This is a genomic window from Rhodopseudomonas sp. NSM (genome assembly GCF_052445935.1).
GTDB lineage: Bacteria > Pseudomonadota > Alphaproteobacteria > Rhizobiales > Xanthobacteraceae > Rhodopseudomonas.
The window spans coordinates 101,324-118,598 of record NZ_JBQTCH010000005.1; the positions used below are offsets into that span (position 1 = coordinate 101,324).

The following is a 17,275-nucleotide window of genomic DNA, read 5'->3' on the forward strand; positions in this document are numbered from 1 at the left end:
GGAGACAGTCATGCAGCTCGATCAATCCTTCGAAGTCGGTCGCCCCCTCGATACGGTGTGGCGCGGCTTGGGTGATCTGCCTGCGACGGCGTCCTGTATTCCCGGCGCAGAGATCACGCAGGTCGACGGCAACGAGAAGGCGTCCGGCGTCTTCAAGGTTCAATTGGGGCCGATCAAGGCCGCCTTCGCCGGTGACGCCGAAGTGGTCCGTGATGAGGCGACGCATTCGGGCACGATCAGCGGCGCTGGAAAAGACGGCAAGAACGCGACGCGTGTGAAGGCCCTGGTCAAGTATCAGTTGCAGGCCGTCGGCGATGCGGCAACCCGGATCGATCTATCGGTGGAATACTCGATTTCGGGACCGCTGGCTCAATTCAGCCGCGCCGGCATCGTCAAGGAGATCGCCGGCAGCATCACCAAGGTGTTTGCCGTCAATCTCGAAGCGATGCTGGCCGCCTCCGCGCCGGCCGCTGTTTCGTCTGCAGAATTGCCTTCGTCCGCACCAGCTCAGTCCCCGTCGACGCCGGCGTCGGCTGAACGACCTCAGGCCGCTGCTCCGCCGCAGTCGCTCAATCTGGGCACCCTGATGTTGAACCTGATCTGGCAGAAGATCAAAGGCGTCTTCGGCTGGTCATAAGATTCCGTCCACGCTGTGCCTTGCTGATCGCTTCTCGCCGCGACTTGTGCGTGTGGGGCCGGCAGCCCGATCAAGGCCGGCATGATCGGACTGCGCGGCGGTCACCTTTTGTGCGGCGTCCGTTGTCGTGCGTCGCGTGGCTCGCTGCTTCGTTCCCGCCAGGGCGTTGCGGATTGCGAAGCTGGATTGAATTCGCGACACGCCGGGGAGCGTCGACAGAATGTCGGTGTGAATGCGTTCGAACTCGGCTGCGTTGTCGACCTCGACACGGAGCAGATAGTCCGAGCCGCCGGTCATCAGATAGCATTCCTGGATCTCGGGGTGCTTGCGGATCGCCCGTTCGAACCGGCTCAGATAATCCTCGGTCTGCCGCTCCAGCGAGATGTTGATGATCACGGTCAGCGCCCGTTCGCGATGAGACGGGCCGAGCGATGCAGTCGGCAAGGATATAGCAGTGCTGAAGAATGACGGCGTCGAGTTCGAACTGCTGGATGCCGCGGGTTGTGTGGCCGCCGAGCCCGGACTCAGCTGGGTGCAGGACAAGATCGCCGGAGGACTGCGGCTGCCTAACGACGAAGCCGGCAATTGCTTCAAGTTCACCAGTGCTTTGAAAAGATCTTTGCGAACAGATCGGCGTCGAGTTTCGCTTCAACGTCGGCATCCGCGGATTGCGCGTGGTGTCCGGTGCGGTGACGTCTGTCGATAGCGACCTGGGTGACGAGCGTGCCGATGTGTTCGTCGCCGCGTTGGGCAGCTATACGCCGGCTTTGCTGGCGACGGGCTCCGCGTCCCGGGCTATCCGCTCAAGGGTTATTCCATCACGCTACCGATCGTCGACGAGGCCCGCGCGCCAGTGTCGACTGTCATGAACGAAACTTACAAGGTGGCCATTACGCGGCTGGGATCCCGCATTCGCGTCGGCGGCATGGCCGAGATCACCGGCTTCAATTTCGATCTGCCGCAAGCCAGGCGGGACACGCTGCAGCACTCCGTCGAAGACCTGTTCGGCGGTGCGGGCGATCAGTCGAGTGCCTCGTTCTGGACCGGGCTACGGCCGATGACACCCGACGGCACGCCGATTATCGGCGCCACACAGCATCGCAATCTCTACATCAATTCGGGCCACGGCACGCTGGGATGGACGATGGCGTGCGGGTCGAGGCGAGGCGCCTCCCTGTGCCTGAAGCTCCGGTCCGACCGATCCTGCGGTTTAGCAAGCGGACCGCGAATTGAGCGCCCGAAGGAGCGGTCCGCGCACCCAGCACAGCGTGATTTGACATGCCGACGCAGTGTCGCCAAAATTAAAACGTTGTTTCGGTATGTGAAACAGACAAAGCTTCGGGCGCTTGCGGTCTGACGACGCCTTGGAGGCACTCTGGAGCTGTGGAGGGTCGATTGAGATGCGGGTGGACGGATCGGCGGAAGACCTGTTGCGAACCTATGAGGCGATGCCGCAGGCCGAGCTACTGGGCGAGGCGAGGGCGCTGGGGCGCGACGGCCATCGCGCCGTGATCAGCTACTCGCGCAAGGTGTTCGTGCCGCTGACCCGGCTTTGCCGTGACAGCTGCGGCTACTGCACCTTCGCCAAGACGCCGCGCCAGGTCGAAGCAGCGTATTTGTCTCCTAATGAAGTGCTGGCGATCGTTCGCGCAGGGCAAGCGGCGGGCTGCCACGAGGCGCTGCTGACGCTCGGCGACAAGCCGGAGCTGCGTTACGCGGCCGCCCGAGAGTTTCTCGCCGCGCAAGGCGTCGGCTCCACGGTCGAATACGTCGAGAAGATCTGCCGGCTGATCATCGAAGAAACCGGTCTGTTGCCGCACGTCAATGCCGGCGTGATGAGCGAAGAAGAGACCGCCCGGCTGCGCAAGGTCAGCGTGTCGCAAGGCATCATGCTGGAGACGGTCTCGGAGAGGCTGTGCGAACGCGGCGAGGCGCATTTTGGCTCGCCCGACAAACTGCCCACGGTGCGGCTCGCAGCCATCGAAGCCGCGGGTCGTCTCCGTGTGCCATTTACCAGCGGCATTCTGATCGGCATCGGCGAGACAAGGCTGGAGCGAGTGCAGTCGCTGTTGGCACTGTGCGCGCTGCACGAACGCTACGGTCATCTTCAGGAAATCATCGTGCAGAATTTCCGCGCCAAGGCGGAGACGCGCTTCGCCGGGCACGACGAGCCCGGGCTCGACGATCTGCTGTGGACCGCAGCGGTGGCGCGGCTGGTGTTCGGGCCGGCGATGAACATCCAGGTTCCGCCGAATTTAAGCTACGCGAACTACCCGCGGCTGCTCGAGGCCGGCATCAACGATTGGGGCGGGATCTCGCCGGTCACCGCCGATCACGTCAATCCGGAAGCACCATGGCCGGATATCGCTCGGCTTAAGCAGGCCACCGAGTCCGCCGGCCTGGTGCTGCAACCCCGACTCGCGGTGTATCCGTCCTATGTGCGCAACGCCGCGCAATGGATCGATCTGTCGCTGTTGCCGAAGGTGCTCAAGGTCGTCGACGGCGAAGGCTGCGCGCGCGACGACGGCTGGATGCCGGGCGGCTTGGTGCCAATTCCGCCGCAGCGCAAGGGTGCGCGTAGCGACGTCTCGCTCGAGCGGCTTGTGGTGCGCGCGGCCGCCGGAACGCGGCTCGGCAAGCAGGACGTGACGGCGCTGTTCGCGGCGCGCGGCGGCGATGTCGACATGATCTGCGAGGCGGCCGATGCATTGCGCGCCCGGACCAGCGGCGAAACGGTGCGTTATGTTGTGAACCGCAACATCAACTACACCAATGTCTGCAGCTACACCTGCAAGTTCTGCGCGTTCTCCAAGGGTAAGACCCACGATCATCTGCGTGGGCGCCCTTACGATCTGTCGCTCGAAGAGGTCGCACGCCGCGCCCGCGAGGCGTGGGACCGCGGCGCCACCGAAGTCTGCATGCAGGGTGGCATCAATCCGCACTACACCGGCCGCACCTATCTCGACCTGCTGCGGGCCGTGAAGGACGAAGTGCCGGACATGCATGTGCATGCCTTCTCGCCGCTCGAAGTCAGTCAGGGCGCCGCTACGCTCGGCCTGCCGGTCGAGCACTTCCTTGCGATGTTGCGCGATGCCGGGCTGGGGTCGCTCCCCGGCACCGCCGCGGAAATCCTCGACGATAAGGTCCGGCGGGTCATCTGTGCCGACAAGCTGACAACGCAGATCTGGCTCGACATCGTGCGCGCTGCGCACAGCGTCGGGCTGTGCACGACCGCTACCATCATGTTCGGCCATGTCGAAGGCTATGATAGTTGGGCGGCGCATCTGCTGCGCATCCGCGACCTACAGGCAGAGACCGGCGGCTTCACAGAATTCGTGCCGCTGCCGTTCATTCACATGGAGGCGCCGATGTCGTTGCGTGGCCAGGCGCGCAGCGGGCCAACCTGGCGCGAAGTGCGGTTGATGCATGCGGTGGCGCGGCTGGTGCTGCATCCGCTGATCACCAATATTCAGGCGTCATGGGTGAAACTGGGCGAGGACGGTGTGGCGAGCCTGCTGCGCTCCGGAGTCAACGATCTCGGCGGCACGCTGATGAACGAAAGCATCTCGCGCGCCGCCGGTACGCAGCACGGCCAGGAACTGGCGCCGGCAGCGATGGAAGCCCTGATTGCGCGCACCGGACGGATTGCCGAGCAGCGCTCCACGCTATATCGCTCTGTGTCAGACGAGCGGCGCGACGCCAGCTTCGCGGCGCCGGAGCTGCAGGACTTGGTGATGACGCCATTCGTGCCGAAGCAAATGGCGATCGCACGATGACCCACGTCCTTATTCCCTGCAAGCCGTTCGAGCTTGGCAAATCGCGCCTGGCCGGCGCGCTGGATGCCGTCGGCCGGAAATGGCTGTGCGAGCGCATGCTGCGCCAAACGCTCGCCGCGGCCGTGGCGGCCTTTGGCGCCGAGTACGTGAGCGTGGTGAGCGCAGCCGCGCAGGTCCGTCGGATGGCGGCGTCCTTTGCGGCTGCCACCATCGATGACTCCGCCGGTGATCTCAATGCTGCGCTCGCTGCCGCCCGTGATCGGCTGTTGAGCCGCACTGACGCGCCTGCGCGGTTGATGATCCTGCCAATCGATCTGCCGTACGTCGAAGCCGAGACGCTACGCGGCATTGCGACAGCGGAGGCGCCGGTCGTCATCGTGCCCGACCGCAAGTTCGACGGCACCAATCTGCTTTGCATCGACCGCGCAATCGCCGAAGCATTTCGCTTCGGCTATGGTCCTGGAAGTTTTCAGCGGCATTTCAAGGCGGGACAGACGCAGGGCACGACGCCTGCGGTGGTGATCGATCAGCGCCTCGCCTTCGATCTCGACGAGCCGGACGATTATCGCCGATGGGTAGGTGATGCCGCGGCCTGAACCGGCCAGATTGTTGAATCGCCGGCCCGGCTGAAGCGATGCCGGATGGCTGCGCTGCGGTGCAGGTCAGCCGACGTGAGTGCGCTCGATGCTTCGCTGGCGTACTGATAGGCGGTGCGCCCAACTAATCGCCATCCAACCGCCCCGACCGACTTGACGTTTCGCCGCGTTGTCTCGTACTGTTCTCTCTAAGGGAACGTTGTTCCTATTATCGGAATGAGTTGAGCAAATTCAGATGTTGGCCAATATCGAACGGCTGAACGCGGGAATGAAGCAGGCGTCGCTCGCCGCGCTGGTCGCGACAATGCCGGAAAACGTCACCTATGCGAGTGGCTTCTGGGCGATGAGCCAGTGGATCCGCCGCGGTCCGCAGGCCTATGCGGTGCTGCCGGCGCCGGGCCGTGGAGAGCCGGCGGTGATCGCCTCGACCGGCCTGATCGATCTCGCCGCCGACGCCGAAGTCTGGGTGCAGGACATTCGCCGCTTCGGCGGGTTCTCGGTGAACAAGACCGAAGGCGTGGAGCTCGATGCGCAGGATCGGCGCATCGACGCATTGCTCGCGCAGGGCGACTGCGGTGACGCCGTCAAGGCCCTGGTGAAGGTGATCGAGGATCGCGGCCTGCAGAACGCGCGGATCGGCGTCGACGAAATCGGTATCCTGCCGCAATATTGGGATCAGCTCGCCGAGGCGCTGCCCGGCGCCACACTGGTGAGGGCCGCGGACATTTTCCGCTACGGGCGGGCGATCAAGACGCCGGAGGAGATCGCGCGGCTGCGCAAGTCGGCGCAGATCGCCGACATGTCGATCGATGCGGCGCTCGCGGTGGCCAAGGTCGGGGCCACCGAAAACGATCTGGCGCGCGCATTTCACACCAAGACCATCGTCGAGGGTGGGCTTCCCGTGCTCGGCTGCATCGGCGTCGGTACCCGGAGCGCGATGACCAATGTGCAGCCGACCGAGCGCGAGCTGGTCGCCGGCGATATCATCCGCTTCGACGCCGGCGGCCGCTACAAGCATTACCGCGCCGACATCGCCCGCAACGGCGTGCTCGGCGAGCCGGACGCCAAGACGCGCAAGTATCATCGCGCGATCTGCGTCGGCCTCGATCGCGCGATCGAGATGATCAAGCCGGGCGTCAAGGCGGCCGATGTGTTCAATGCCGCGGTGGAAGCCGTGCGCCGCGAGGGCATCCCGCATTATCAGCGCAGCCATGTCGGTCACGGCATCGGTCTCGACGGCTACGACGCGCCGAACATCGCGCCCTCCAGCAAGGACGTGTTCGAGGAGGGGATGGTGATCTGCGTCGAGACGCCGTACTACGAGATCGGTTACGCCGGTCTGCAGGTCGAGGACACGCTGGTCGTCACCAAGGACGGCGTCGAGTCGTTCATGCTGTCGAACACGGCGCTGCGTGTGCTCTGATGGCGAAGGTCAAAGGGCTGCAGTGCCTGCGCTGCGGCGCCCTTTATGCCCCGGATCATTACGCCGAGGACTGCCCGGCCTGCCGGCCGGTGGTGCGGAGCAATCTCGTCGTCGTCTACGATGAGCCGCTCGCCTTGCGCAGGCCGGACGCGGCCGGCGCCGGGCCGTCGAGCGGCCTGTGGCGTTACGGCGACGTGCTGCCGGTGAGCGAGGCCGACGCGGTGTCGCTCGGCGAGGGCGGTTCGCCGCTCCGCCAACTGCGCGCGGTCGGCGATCAGCTCGGTCTCAAACAGCTCTACGGCAAGGACGAGAGCGGCAATCCGACCTGGTCGTTCAAGGACCGTCTCGCGTGCATCGCGGTGTCGGTCGCCAAGCAGATGGGCGCCAAGACCATCGTGTCGAGTTCATCCGGCAACGCCGGCGCCGCCGCCGCCGCTTATGCGGCGAAAGCCGGCATCCCCTGCGTGGTGTTTACGTTCGGGGGGGCCGCAGGGCCGATGGTGACGCAGATGCGCGCCTATGGGGCCAAGGTCGTCGCCGTGCCGCAGAAGGAAGACCGCTGGCGGTTCATGGAGCACGCTGTGCGGCAGTATGGCTGGTTTCCGACTTCGCCGTTTTTCGGCCCGGCCGTCGGCTCCAATCCTTACGGCATCGAAGGCTACAAGACGCTGGCCTACGAGACCGTCGAGCAGCTCGGCTGGCGGGCCCCGGATTGGTGCATTCTGCCGGTGTGCTACGGCGACGCGCTGATCGGGATGTGGCGGGGCTTCACCGAGATGAAGGCGGCGGGCTGGATCGATCGGATGCCGAAGATGGTCGCCGCGGAGGTCTACGGCTCGATCGGCCGGGCGCTCGACGACGACCTCGAAGCGCCGCCGGCGATGCCGAAGACCTTCGACACGGTGTCGGGCTCGATCGGCGCCGTCCAGGGCACCTATCAGGCGCTCGAGATCGTGCGAAAATCCGGCGGCCGTGCGGTGACGATCTCCAACGACGAAACCATGCGATGGCAGCATCTGCTGGCGACGCGTGAGGCCCGCTATCTCGAGCCGGCGTCCGCCGGCGGACTGGTCGCGGTCGAGCGGCTCGCAAAATCGGGAATCATCAAGCCGGACGACGTCGTCGTCTCGCTGCTGACGGCGTCGGGTCTGAAAGACCCGGCGGTCACTGCCGCCACCCAGGGCGACACCATAGCGGTGCCGTCCGATCTGTCGGCGGCCTGGCAAATCCTGCAATCGGCGGGAATATTTCCAAGCAACTGAGGCGAGATGGAGATGGACATGAAATCGAAAATCGTCGGAGCTGTCGGTCTGGTGTTGGCGGCGCTCCTGCCGCAAGCGGCGGCCGCGGACTATCCCGACAAGCCGATCACGCTGATCGTTCCGTGGGCCGCCGGAGGCAGCACCGACCAGACCGCGCGGGTGCTGGCCAAGGCGGCCGAAGCCTCGCTCGGTCAGACCATCGTGGTGATCAACCAGCCGGGCGCCTCGACCTCGATCGGCATGGCCGCCCTCGCCAAAGCCCAGCCGGACGGCTACACCATTGGCACGCTGTCGAGCACCAGCTATCTGGCCGCGTTGCAGGGCCGTCAGTTGCCCTTCGACCCGATCAACGCGTTTTCGTACATCAGCTACTATGGCGACAATCTGATCGGCATCGCCGTGAAGGCCGATGCGCGCTGGAAGACGATCGACGATCTGATCGCCGAGGGCAAGGCGAAGCCGGGAGCGATCAAGTACGGCACCGCCGGCGTCGGCACCACCCAGCATCTCACCAGCGAGGCGCTGCAGTTCGCCACCAAGGCCAAGTTCGTCCATGTGCCGCAGCAGGGCTCCGCGGCTTCGGTGCCGGCGCTGCTCGGCGGCCACGTCGACTTCATCATGGAGACGTCGGTCTGGGCGCCGTTCATCGAGAGCAAGGAAGTGCGGCTGCTTGCGGTCACCACGCCGCAGCGTTCGAAATCGTATCCGGACGTGCCGAGCCTGTCGGAGAAGGGGCTCAAATCGCTGCGGTCGGTGCAGGCGATCATCGGACCGGCCGGGATGCCGGAAGACGTGCGCATGAAGCTCGAAACCGCCTTCCGCAAGGCGATGACCGACAAGACGTTCCAGGACACGATGGAGCGGCTCGGCATGGTGCCGCTCGACCTGCCGGGCGCCGAGGTCAAGAAGCTGGTCGAGGGCGAATACGCCTCGGCGCGCGAAATCCTGCAGGACATCGGCAAGGCGAAATGAGCCGCCCCACCGCCATGGCACGGCTGACGACGCCGACCTACGTCGCGGTCCTGATGCTGCTGGCGCTGGCGCTGACCTTCGGGCTCGGCGCCTTCCGCCTCGGCTTCTGGGTCGACGACGCGCCGGGGCCGGGGGTGCTGCCGCTGGCGGTGTCGATCGCGCTGCTGGGGCTGCTGGTGCTCGTGGTGCGTGAGCCGCTGCCGGCCGACGAAAGCGGCTTCGCGCTCGCGCCGGGCGCGGCGATCCTGACGACGATCGTCTACGCGATCGTCGTGCCCTACACCGGCTTCGTGATCGCGACGCTCGTCCTGCTGACGATCTGGATTCGCGGATTCTATCGCCAGAGCATGCTGCGCGCGGTCGTTGCCAGCGGCTGTCTCACGGGCTGCGGGCTGGTGATCTTCCCGTTGTTGCTCAAGGTGCCCATGCAATTGGGGCCCGCCTGGTGATGTTCGAAGCCCTGGAAAAACTCGGCTACGGAATCTCGCTGTCGCTCGAGCCGTCGAACCTGCTGTACGCGGCGATCGGCTCGGTGCTCGGCACGCTGGTCGGGGTGCTGCCCGGGCTCGGCCCGGTGACGACGATCGCGGTGCTGCTGCCGCTCACCTATCACGCCGGCTCGCCGCTCGGCGCCATCATCATGCTGGCCTCGATCTATTACGGCGCGATGTATGGCGGCTCGACCACCTCGATCCTGCTCAAGGTCCCGGGCGAGGCCGCCTCGGTGATCACCTGCATCGACGGCTATCAGATGGCCAAGAAGGGCCGCGCCGGCCCGGCACTGGCGATCGCCGCGATCGGGTCGTTCATCGCCGGCACCGTCGCGGTGTGCGCGCTGGCGCTGGTCGGCCCGCTGTTCGCCAAATTCGCCGTCACCTTCGGGCCGCCCGAGTACTTCGCGCTGGCCCTGTTCGGGCTGTCGTTGAGCGCCACGCTGTCCGGCGGCTCGCCGGTCCGCGGCATCACCATGGTGCTGGTCGGGCTGCTGCTCGGTCTGGTCGGCATCGACACCATCACCGGCGTCGAGCGCTACACTTTCAACATCATGGCCATCACCGACGGCATCGATCTGGTGCCGATGCTGATGGGCCTGTTCGGCGTCGCCGAGATCCTGCACAATCTCGAGGAGAAATCGCGCGGCTCGCTGCTGTCGACCAAGATCGGCCGGCTGTTTCCGAGCCGCCAGGATTGGCGCGACTCCAGTGGCCCGATCGCACGCGGCTCGGTGATCGGGTTCTTCGTCGGGCTGATTCCCGGCGGCGGCGCCATTCTCGCCTCGCTGATGAGCTACACGCTGGAGAAGAAGCTGTCGAAGACGCCGGAGCAGTTCGGCCACGGCGCCATCGCCGGCGTCGCCGGGCCGGAATCGGCCAATAATTCGGCGGCCACGGCGTCGTTCATTCCGCTGCTGACGCTCGGCCTGCCGGGCAACGCGGTGACCGCGGTGCTGTTCGCCGGTCTGCTGATCCAGAACGTGCAACCCGGCCCATTGATGCTGGTGAAAAATCCCGACGTGTTCTGGGGTGTCATTGCGTCGATGTATGTCGGCAACATCATGCTCCTGGTGCTGAACCTGCCGCTGGTCGGGCTGTGGGTGCAGTTGCTCCGCGTGCCGTCCTGGCTGCTCAGCGCCACGATCCTGCTGATCGCGATCTTCGGCACCTACAGCCTGCGCAGCAATTTCGCCGACGTGACCACGCTGATGCTGTTCGGCGGCATCGGCTATCTGCTGCGCAAGGCCAGCCTCGACGCCGGTCCGCTGATCATGGCGTTCATCCTCGCCAACATTCTCGACACCGCGCTGCGGCAATCGATGCTGATGGGCGACGGCAGCCTGCTGATCGTTCTGCAGCGGCCGATGTCGCTGACGATCCTGCTGATCGCCGCGGTCATCCTGACGGCCCAGCTGTGGTCGCATTTCGGCCGCACGCGCCACCGCGCCGTGCCGTCGGAGGGCTGAGATGACCGCCGCGGCACGTCCCGATCGCGTCGACTTCCTCGACAAGGTGACCGGCCGCGCCGCGTTCATCTCCGATCTGGTCGTGCCCGGCATGGTTCACGGCAAGGTGCTGCGCAGTACGATGCCGCACGCGCGGATCACCGGCATCGACATCGCCGCCGCGCTTTCGATGCCGGGCGTGATCGGCGTCGTCACGGGCGCCGATTTCGACGGCATCGACGCGATCTGGGGCGTGTCGCTGAAGGACCGGCCGCTGATTGCGATCGATCGCGTGCGCTATGTCGGCGAGCCGGTGGCGGTGGTGGTGGCCGAGACCGAGGCCGCGGCCGAAGAGGCGCTCGATGCGGTGATGGTCGATTACGACCCGATGCCTTACGTCACCGAGGCCGCCGATGCATTGGCGCCGGATGCGCCGCTGGTGCACGACGCCGTCCAGCCGCTGAAGGACTTCTACTTCAAGGGCGAAGCCAAGCCGGTCGCCGGCACCAACATCTTCCAGAGCTACGCCTACGAGACCGGCGACGTCGCAGCGGCATTCGCGTCGGCGGATCGCGTGTTCGAAGACAGCTTCGACTTTCCGATGGTCTATCACTACGCGATGGAGCCGCATTGCGGCATCGCGTCGTTCGGCGACGACGGGCTGACGGTGTGGAGCTGCGGCCAGGCGCCGACCGCGGTGCAGAAGGTGCTGTCGCGCATCTTCGATCTGCCGATCGCCAAGGTGCGGATTATCACGCCGCTGATCGGCGGCGGCTTCGGCGGCAAGGCCTCGGTGAAGATTGATCCGCTGGTCGCGGCGGTGGCGTGGAAGATCGGCCGCCCGGTGCGGATCTGCTTCTCCGCATCGGAATCGATGTTGACCGCGCGGCGGCTGAGCGCGACGATCAACCTGAAGACGGCGGTCAGCGCCGACGGCATGCTGCAGGCAAAATCCGTCGAGGTGCTGATGAACGGCGGCGCCTATGCGGACACCGGGCCGGCCGTGGCGATCAAGGCGGCGATCCGCGCCATCGGCCCGTACAGGATTCCGAATCTGCGGCTGCAGAGTACGGCCGTCTACACAAACACCGTGCCCGGCGCGGCGTTTCGGTCGATCGGCGGACCGCAGGGCGTATGGGCCACCGAATCCCAGATGGACATCATCGCCGACGCGCTCGGCATCGATCCGGTCGAGCTGCGCTACCGCAACATGCTGAAACGCGGCGAGCATGTCCGCCCCGATCTGACGCCGATCGACGTCGATATGGCGGAAGCGATGGGGCTGGCGTCGCAGGCGATGAGCCGGCTCGACGCGCAGGAGCCGCACGGCAGGATCGTCCACGGCACCGCGCTCGGCGTCGCCGATCCGGCGAACTCGCCGGTCGCGGGCGTGCTGCTGCGGCTCAAGATCGACGGGTCGATCGCGGTGATCTCCTCCAGCATCGAGGTCGGGCAGGGCATTCGCGAGGTGCTGTGCCGCGTCGCCGCCGAACAGCTCAATCAACCAGTCTCCATGGTCAGCGCGCTGACGCCCGACACCGCGATTGCGCCGTTCGACTGGGGCACCGGCGCGAGCCGCTCGTCGCTGATGATGGCGCTGGCGATCGAGGACGCCGCTACCGATATCAAGGCGCAGATCGGCGACATCGCCGCATCGACGCTCGGACTCGATCCGGCCGGTATCGCGCTGGTCGCGGGCGGCTTTACGTCGGCAGGCCGGCGCTACAGCTTCGCCGATCTGCTGCATCCTTATTTCGGCATCGACAGCGGCGAACTGATCGGCATCGGCCGGATCTCGCCGCGGTCACGCGGCGGCGCGCTGGCCAAGGCGCCGCTGTTCTGGGAAACGGCCGCCGGCCGCTGCGGCATCACGCTCGACGAGGACACCGGCGAGATCGCGGTGAAGCGCTATGTCAGCGTCGCCGACATCGGCCGCGCCATCAACCGCACCGGCGCCGAGGGCCAGGACGAGGGCGCGGCGATCATGGGCCTCGGCCACGCGCTGTTCGAGGAACTGATCTATGCCGACGGCCAGCCGGTCAACGGCACGATGATCGACTATCACGTGCCGACGATCGACGACGTGCCCGAGCAGTTCGAAACCGTGCTGATCGAAAACGGCGGCGGGCCGGGGCCGGGCGGCATGCGCGGCATGGGCGAGGGCGCCATCCTGCCGATCGCGCCGGCGATCGCCAATGCGCTGGCGACCGGCTTCGGCATCCGCGTCAAGCAGCTGCCGCTGACGCCGGAGCGCGTCTGGCGCGCGCTGAAAGACAAGAAGGAAAGTTGACGTGGAATTCCGGATGGAGGCCGATCTACCCTGCACGCCGGACCGGCTGTGGCCGATCATGCTCGACATCCGCGAGATGGCCGGCTGTATTCCCGGCATCGAGACGATCGAGGAGAAGGAGCGGTTGAAGGCCTATTCGGCGCTGATGAAGCAGAAGATCGGGCCGTTCAAGCTCGAGGTGCCGGCCGAGATCGTGGTCGAGGCGTTTGGCGAGTTGGAATTCGTGATCGCGCAGGCCACCGGCAAGGACAAGTTCACCGGCACCACGCTGCGCGTGAATTTCGACCTGCGGCTCGAGGTCATCGCGGCGGAGCTGACGCGGCTGGCGGTGCAGGCCGAACTGCAGATCGCCGGCCGGCTGGCGTCGCTCGGCCATTCGATGATCAAGAAGAAGGCGCAGGAGAACTTCGCCGAATTCGAGGCCAATTTCCGCAAGCGGCTGGGCGAGATCTGACCATGCGGCTCGCCCCGTTCCAGTTGCATCGTCCGACCGAGCTTGAGGCCGCGCTGGCATTGCGCGAACAATTCGGCGACGACAGCGCGTATTATGCGGGCGGAACGGAACTGCTGCTGGCGCTGAAGGCGCGCGTCCTGCGGTACGAGCATCTGATCGATCTGAAGCGCATCGCCGGATTCGACCGGCTCGCGCGCGACGGCAACGAGCTGGTGATTGGGCCGCTGGTGACGCATCTGCGGCTCGCCACCGACCCGCTGATCCGCGAATCCCTGCCGGCCTACGCCAGGCTCAGCGACAACGTCGGTAACATCCGCGTGCGGGCATCGGGCACGCTCGCCGGCAATCTGTGTTTCTCGGAGCCGCACGCCGATCCCCCGGCGCTGCTCTGCCTGCTGGGCGCATCGGTGACGTTGCACGGGCCGAACGGCGAGCGCAGCGTGCCGATGGCCGAGTTCATCCTCGGTCCGTTCACCACCGCGCGCGCCGACGACGAGATTCTCACCGCGATCCGCGTCCCGCTGCCGACCGCCGGCGAGCAATTCTGCTATCGCAGCTTCGGTCACCTCGAATACCCTGCAGTCGGCGTCGCGGCGGCGTATCAGTCACAGGCCGGCGCGCCGCGCTACCGCGTCTGGATCGGCTGCATCGGCGACAACCCGATTCATGCGGAGCCGGTCGAAGCGGCACTCGCGGGCGTACCGCCGCAGGCGCTGTCCGACGTCCTGCCGCAGGCGGCCCAAGCCATGGCGGCCGAACTGCCGGCATCCGACGACATCTACGGCAGCGCCGACTACAAGCGGCATCTCGCCGCCGTGTTCATCGGACGCGCAGTGCTGGACAGCGCCGGCGTGGCAGGAGGGCGCTGACATGGCCGATCTCGCTTCGCTCGACATTTCCTTCACGCTCAACGGCGCGCCGCAGACGCGTTCGGTGGCGCCGTTCGAACTGCTGATCGACTTCCTGCGCGACGATCTTGGACTGAAAGGCACCAAGCGCTCCTGCGACGTGCAAGTGTGCGGCGCCTGCACGGTGCTGGTCGACGGCCTGCCTATGAGTAGCTGCACTTCGCTCGCCGCCGATATCGACGGCAAGACGGTGGTGACGGTCGAAGGCCTGGCGCAGAACGGCGAACTCAGTAGGGTGCAGCAGGCATTCGTCGACCACGCGGCGATGCAATGCGGCTTCTGCACGCCCGGCATGGTGCTGGCCACGACGGCGCTGCTCGCGCAGCATCCGCAGCCGACCGAGCAGGAGATCCGGCACTATCTGCGCGGCAACATCTGTCGCTGCACCGGCTACATCAAGATCCTCGAAGCGGTGAAGAGCCTTGTCTGAGCTTTCGATCTCCAGCGACGGTCGCGACGATCCGGCCGCGTTTCGCGCCAAGGTCGCGGCCGGCGAAGCCGGTGGCGCCGACACCATCTGGATCGCCAATCATCTGTTCCTGCGCGATCCCGCCGTACTCGGCGCGCTGACGCTCAGCCAGACGCAGCGGCTCAAGGTTGCGCTGATGGCGATCAGTCCTCTGACCCAGCATCCGGTGCAGATCGCCATGGCGGTTGCGACACTGGCCGAGCAATTCCCCGGCCGCGTCAAACTGTGCCTCGGCGTCGGCGCTCCCGCCGATCTCGCCGCGGCAGGTATCGATGGCGCCAAGCCGCTGCGCGCAATGCGCGAGGCGCTGCAGCTCGTCCGCGCGCTGCTGTCCGGCGAGACGGTGACGTTCCAGGGCGAGACGTTTCGTGTTGATCACCGGCGACTGGCGCCGCTCGGCGCCGGCATTCCGATCGTGCTCGCCGCATCGGGGCCGCAGATGCTCGAACTCGCCGGCGCCGAAGCCGACGGCGTTCTGATCAGCGCCGGCGCGTCCGTGCCGTTTGTGCAGCAGACCTTGAAGAGCGTGGCGCGTGGCGCCAAGGGCCGCAACATCAAGACCTCGGGCCTCGTCTATGCCTCGGTCGACGACGACGCCACGCGCGCCAACGACCGGGTGCGCCGCATCCTGGCCATCCTGCTGCGCGGCGCCCATCACAGGGCGAATCTCGATCTCGCCGGCAGCGTGCTCGACCAGGCGGCGCTGAACGCCGCGGTGATAGCAGAGGATTGGGCGACCGCCGAGGCGATGATCGGCGACGACATCGTCGCGCGCCACGCCGCCAGCGGCACGCCGGAACTGCTGCACCGGCGGCTGGCCGATTATCACGCCTCCGGCCTCGACGAGATCGTCATCGCTGGCGTACGCGGCTGCGCCCAGATCGAAGCCATATTGAAAACGCCGAGGAGAAACGCATGAAGTTCAGTGTCTGTCTGTCGACCGGATTCGAAGGCGTGATGTATCCGATCCCGTTCGCGGGGCCGGAGGATTTCATCGCCCAGGCGCAGCTCTGCGAGCGCCTCGGCTATGATTCGGTGTGGGGCAACGATCACATCACCACCCAGAACTACGTGCGCGACCTGTTTCCCGGAAAGCCGCCGAATTTCTATGAGCCGCTGATCGTGCTGGCGGCAATCGCCGGCGCCACCAAGACCATCAAGCTAGGCACCGCGCTGACCGTGCTGCCGATGCGCGACCCGGTGTATCTCGCCAAGCAGGCGATCTCGCTCGACCAGATGTCCAACGGCCGCTTCATCATGGCGGTCGGGCTCGGCGCCTATCGCGAGGAGTTTCTCGCCTGGGGCGGCTCGCGCGCCGCCAAGGCACGCCGCGGCGACATGATGGACGAGGGGCTGCTCGCGCTCGACATGTTGTTCAACCAGCCGAGCGCCAGCCACGAGGGTGCCTACTACTCGTTCAAGGACGTCGAGATGTTCCCGAAGAGCCGGGCGCAGCCGTTCCCGCTGTATATCGGCGGGCACAATCTCGAAGCGATCGAGCGGGCCGCTCGCTACGGCCAGGGCTGGCTGCCGGGCTGGCGGCCGCTGACCGAGATGGAGCAGCGCATCAAGGACCTCAAGGCACGCGCCGCCGAGCTCGGCCGCGATCCGGCTTCGATCGAGATCGCCCCGCAATTCTCCTGCACCATCGCCAAGACGATGGAAGAGGCGGAAAGGCGCTACATGGAAAGCGGTCTGGTCGCTCATCGCGTATCGCTGGCCTATACCGGCCGCGATCTCGGCCATCAGGTGATCGCCAACCTCGTCGGCTCGCCGGACGTTATCCTGGAGAAGATCGAGAAACTGCGGTCGATCGGCGTGCAGCATTGCAGTGCGCTGATGTTTCCAGCCGACACGGTTGAGGAGATGAACGAGCAGATCGAATGGTTCGGCACCGAAGTGATGGCCAAGGTGCCGGCATGAGCACGCTCGCGGCGACGGCGGGAGAACAGCAGTTCGACTCGATCGACCTCGCCGCGCTCAGCCGCGCCGACCGTTACAAGATCCTCACCGGCGCGGTGATCCCGCGGCCGATCGCCTTCGTAACTTCGCTCGGCCCGAACAATATCGTCAACGGCGCGCCGTTCAGCCAGTTCGTGATCCTGGCCGTCGATCCGGGGCTGCTCGGCTTCTCGGTCGGCCCGCGCACCGGCAGCGAGGACGTCAAGGACACCGTCGCCAACGTCAAGGACAACGGGGAATTTGTCATCAACATGGTCCCCGAGGGCTGGGAGGTGGTCGTCCAGCAGGCGAGCGAAGATCATCCGCGCCACGTCAGCGAAGTCGATCTGCTCGGATTCAGGACACTGCCGTCACGCAGAATCAAGACGCCGCGGCTCGCGGGCAGCAAGATCCAGTTCGAGTGCAAGCTCGAGCAGGTGCTGCAATTCGGTGACGCGCCCAACAATTTCGTCGTCGGCCGCGTCGTCGAGATGCACATCGCCGAAGGTCTGACCAACAACTGCAAGATCGATCCACAGGCGTACGCGCCGCTCGCCCGGATCGGCGGTCGTAGCTACGTGCGGCTCGGCGACATCGTCGCCGTCTGA

The 17,275-nt window shown here is 66.0% G+C and carries 16 protein-coding genes and 2 pseudogenes; 17 read left to right on the plus strand and 1 reads right to left on the minus strand.

Annotation, left to right across the window (positions count from 1 at the left end):
• Positions 1 to 10: 10 nt before the first annotated feature.
• A complete protein-coding gene (locus ACTZWT_RS14520) occupies positions 11 to 637 on the plus strand; it encodes an SRPBCC family protein (protein WP_444770391.1) in 627 nt (208 codons plus the stop codon).
• Between the two features lie 132 nt (positions 638 to 769).
• Here ACTZWT_RS14520 and ACTZWT_RS14525 read toward each other — a convergent pair.
• Positions 770 to 1,039, minus strand: a pseudogene (locus ACTZWT_RS14525) (Lrp/AsnC ligand binding domain-containing protein); the annotation flags it as partial.
• 52 nt (positions 1,040 to 1,091) lie between these two features.
• On the opposite strand from ACTZWT_RS14525, the gene ACTZWT_RS14530 reads away from it, so the two are divergent.
• The 16 genes and pseudogenes from ACTZWT_RS14530 (at position 1,092) to ACTZWT_RS14605 (ending at position 17,275) form a co-directional block, all read left to right on the plus strand.
• Entirely contained in the window at positions 1,092 to 1,343 is a 252-nt protein-coding gene (locus ACTZWT_RS14530) for a hypothetical protein (protein WP_444770392.1), read from the plus strand.
• Between the two features lie 28 nt (positions 1,344 to 1,371).
• Positions 1,372 to 1,802, plus strand: a pseudogene (locus ACTZWT_RS14535) (FAD-dependent oxidoreductase); the annotation flags it as partial.
• Between the two features lie 235 nt (positions 1,803 to 2,037).
• On the plus strand, positions 2,038 to 4,413 hold the full coding sequence (cofH, locus tag ACTZWT_RS14540; protein ID WP_444770393.1) for a 5-amino-6-(D-ribitylamino)uracil--L-tyrosine 4-hydroxyphenyl transferase CofH: 2,376 nt from the start codon (positions 2,038 to 2,040) through the stop codon (positions 4,411 to 4,413).
• Positions 4,410 to 5,009 (plus strand): 2-phospho-L-lactate guanylyltransferase, encoded by a 600-nt coding sequence (gene cofC / locus ACTZWT_RS14545; RefSeq protein WP_444770394.1) that lies wholly within the window; start codon positions 4,410 to 4,412, stop codon positions 5,007 to 5,009. The genes cofH and cofC overlap by 4 nt, the downstream gene beginning before the upstream one ends.
• A 235-nt stretch (positions 5,010 to 5,244) precedes the next feature.
• Positions 5,245 to 6,432 carry a M24 family metallopeptidase gene (locus tag ACTZWT_RS14550; protein WP_444770395.1) on the plus strand — a complete coding sequence of 396 codons (1,188 nt, stop codon included), beginning with the start codon at positions 5,245 to 5,247 and terminating at the stop codon, positions 6,430 to 6,432.
• Positions 6,432 to 7,694, plus strand: coding sequence for a pyridoxal-phosphate dependent enzyme (locus tag ACTZWT_RS14555; protein ID WP_444770396.1), 1,263 nt, complete (start codon positions 6,432 to 6,434; stop codon positions 7,692 to 7,694). The genes ACTZWT_RS14550 and ACTZWT_RS14555 overlap by 1 nt, the downstream gene beginning before the upstream one ends.
• 18 nt (positions 7,695 to 7,712) lie before the next feature.
• The gene (locus tag ACTZWT_RS14560) at positions 7,713 to 8,666 is read left to right on the plus strand and encodes a tripartite tricarboxylate transporter substrate binding protein (RefSeq protein WP_444770397.1); all 954 of its coding nucleotides are present in this window, start codon (positions 7,713 to 7,715) and stop codon (positions 8,664 to 8,666) included.
• A complete protein-coding gene (locus ACTZWT_RS14565) occupies positions 8,663 to 9,115 on the plus strand; it encodes a tripartite tricarboxylate transporter TctB family protein (RefSeq protein ID WP_444770398.1) in 453 nt (150 codons plus the stop codon). Before ACTZWT_RS14560 ends, ACTZWT_RS14565 begins: the two co-directional genes overlap by 4 nt.
• The gene (locus tag ACTZWT_RS14570) at positions 9,115 to 10,626 is read left to right on the plus strand and encodes a tripartite tricarboxylate transporter permease (protein ID WP_444770629.1); all 1,512 of its coding nucleotides are present in this window, start codon (positions 9,115 to 9,117) and stop codon (positions 10,624 to 10,626) included. The genes ACTZWT_RS14565 and ACTZWT_RS14570 overlap by 1 nt, the downstream gene beginning before the upstream one ends.
• Before the next feature lies 1 nt (position 10,627).
• Positions 10,628 to 12,895, plus strand: a complete 2,268-nt coding sequence (locus ACTZWT_RS14575; RefSeq protein WP_444770399.1) for a xanthine dehydrogenase family protein molybdopterin-binding subunit — start codon at positions 10,628 to 10,630, stop codon at positions 12,893 to 12,895.
• A gap of 1 nt (position 12,896) precedes the next feature.
• Positions 12,897 to 13,349 (plus strand): SRPBCC family protein, encoded by a 453-nt coding sequence (locus tag ACTZWT_RS14580; protein ID WP_444770400.1) that lies wholly within the window; start codon positions 12,897 to 12,899, stop codon positions 13,347 to 13,349.
• A 2-nt stretch (positions 13,350 to 13,351) separates the two neighbouring features.
• A complete protein-coding gene (locus tag ACTZWT_RS14585) occupies positions 13,352 to 14,218 on the plus strand; it encodes an FAD binding domain-containing protein (protein ID WP_444770401.1) in 867 nt (288 codons plus the stop codon).
• A 1-nt stretch (position 14,219) separates the two neighbouring features.
• Positions 14,220 to 14,687 (plus strand): (2Fe-2S)-binding protein, encoded by a 468-nt coding sequence (locus tag ACTZWT_RS14590; protein ID WP_444770402.1) that lies wholly within the window; start codon positions 14,220 to 14,222, stop codon positions 14,685 to 14,687.
• Positions 14,680 to 15,645, plus strand: a complete 966-nt coding sequence (locus tag ACTZWT_RS14595; protein WP_444770403.1) for an LLM class flavin-dependent oxidoreductase — start codon at positions 14,680 to 14,682, stop codon at positions 15,643 to 15,645. Before ACTZWT_RS14590 ends, ACTZWT_RS14595 begins: the two co-directional genes overlap by 8 nt.
• Positions 15,642 to 16,649, plus strand: a complete 1,008-nt coding sequence (locus tag ACTZWT_RS14600) for an LLM class flavin-dependent oxidoreductase (RefSeq protein ID WP_444770404.1) — start codon at positions 15,642 to 15,644, stop codon at positions 16,647 to 16,649. Before ACTZWT_RS14595 ends, ACTZWT_RS14600 begins: the two co-directional genes overlap by 4 nt.
• Positions 16,646 to 17,275: a flavin reductase family protein gene (locus tag ACTZWT_RS14605; protein ID WP_444770405.1), complete on the plus strand. Its 630-nt coding sequence runs from the start codon at positions 16,646 to 16,648 to the stop codon at positions 17,273 to 17,275. The genes ACTZWT_RS14600 and ACTZWT_RS14605 overlap by 4 nt, the downstream gene beginning before the upstream one ends.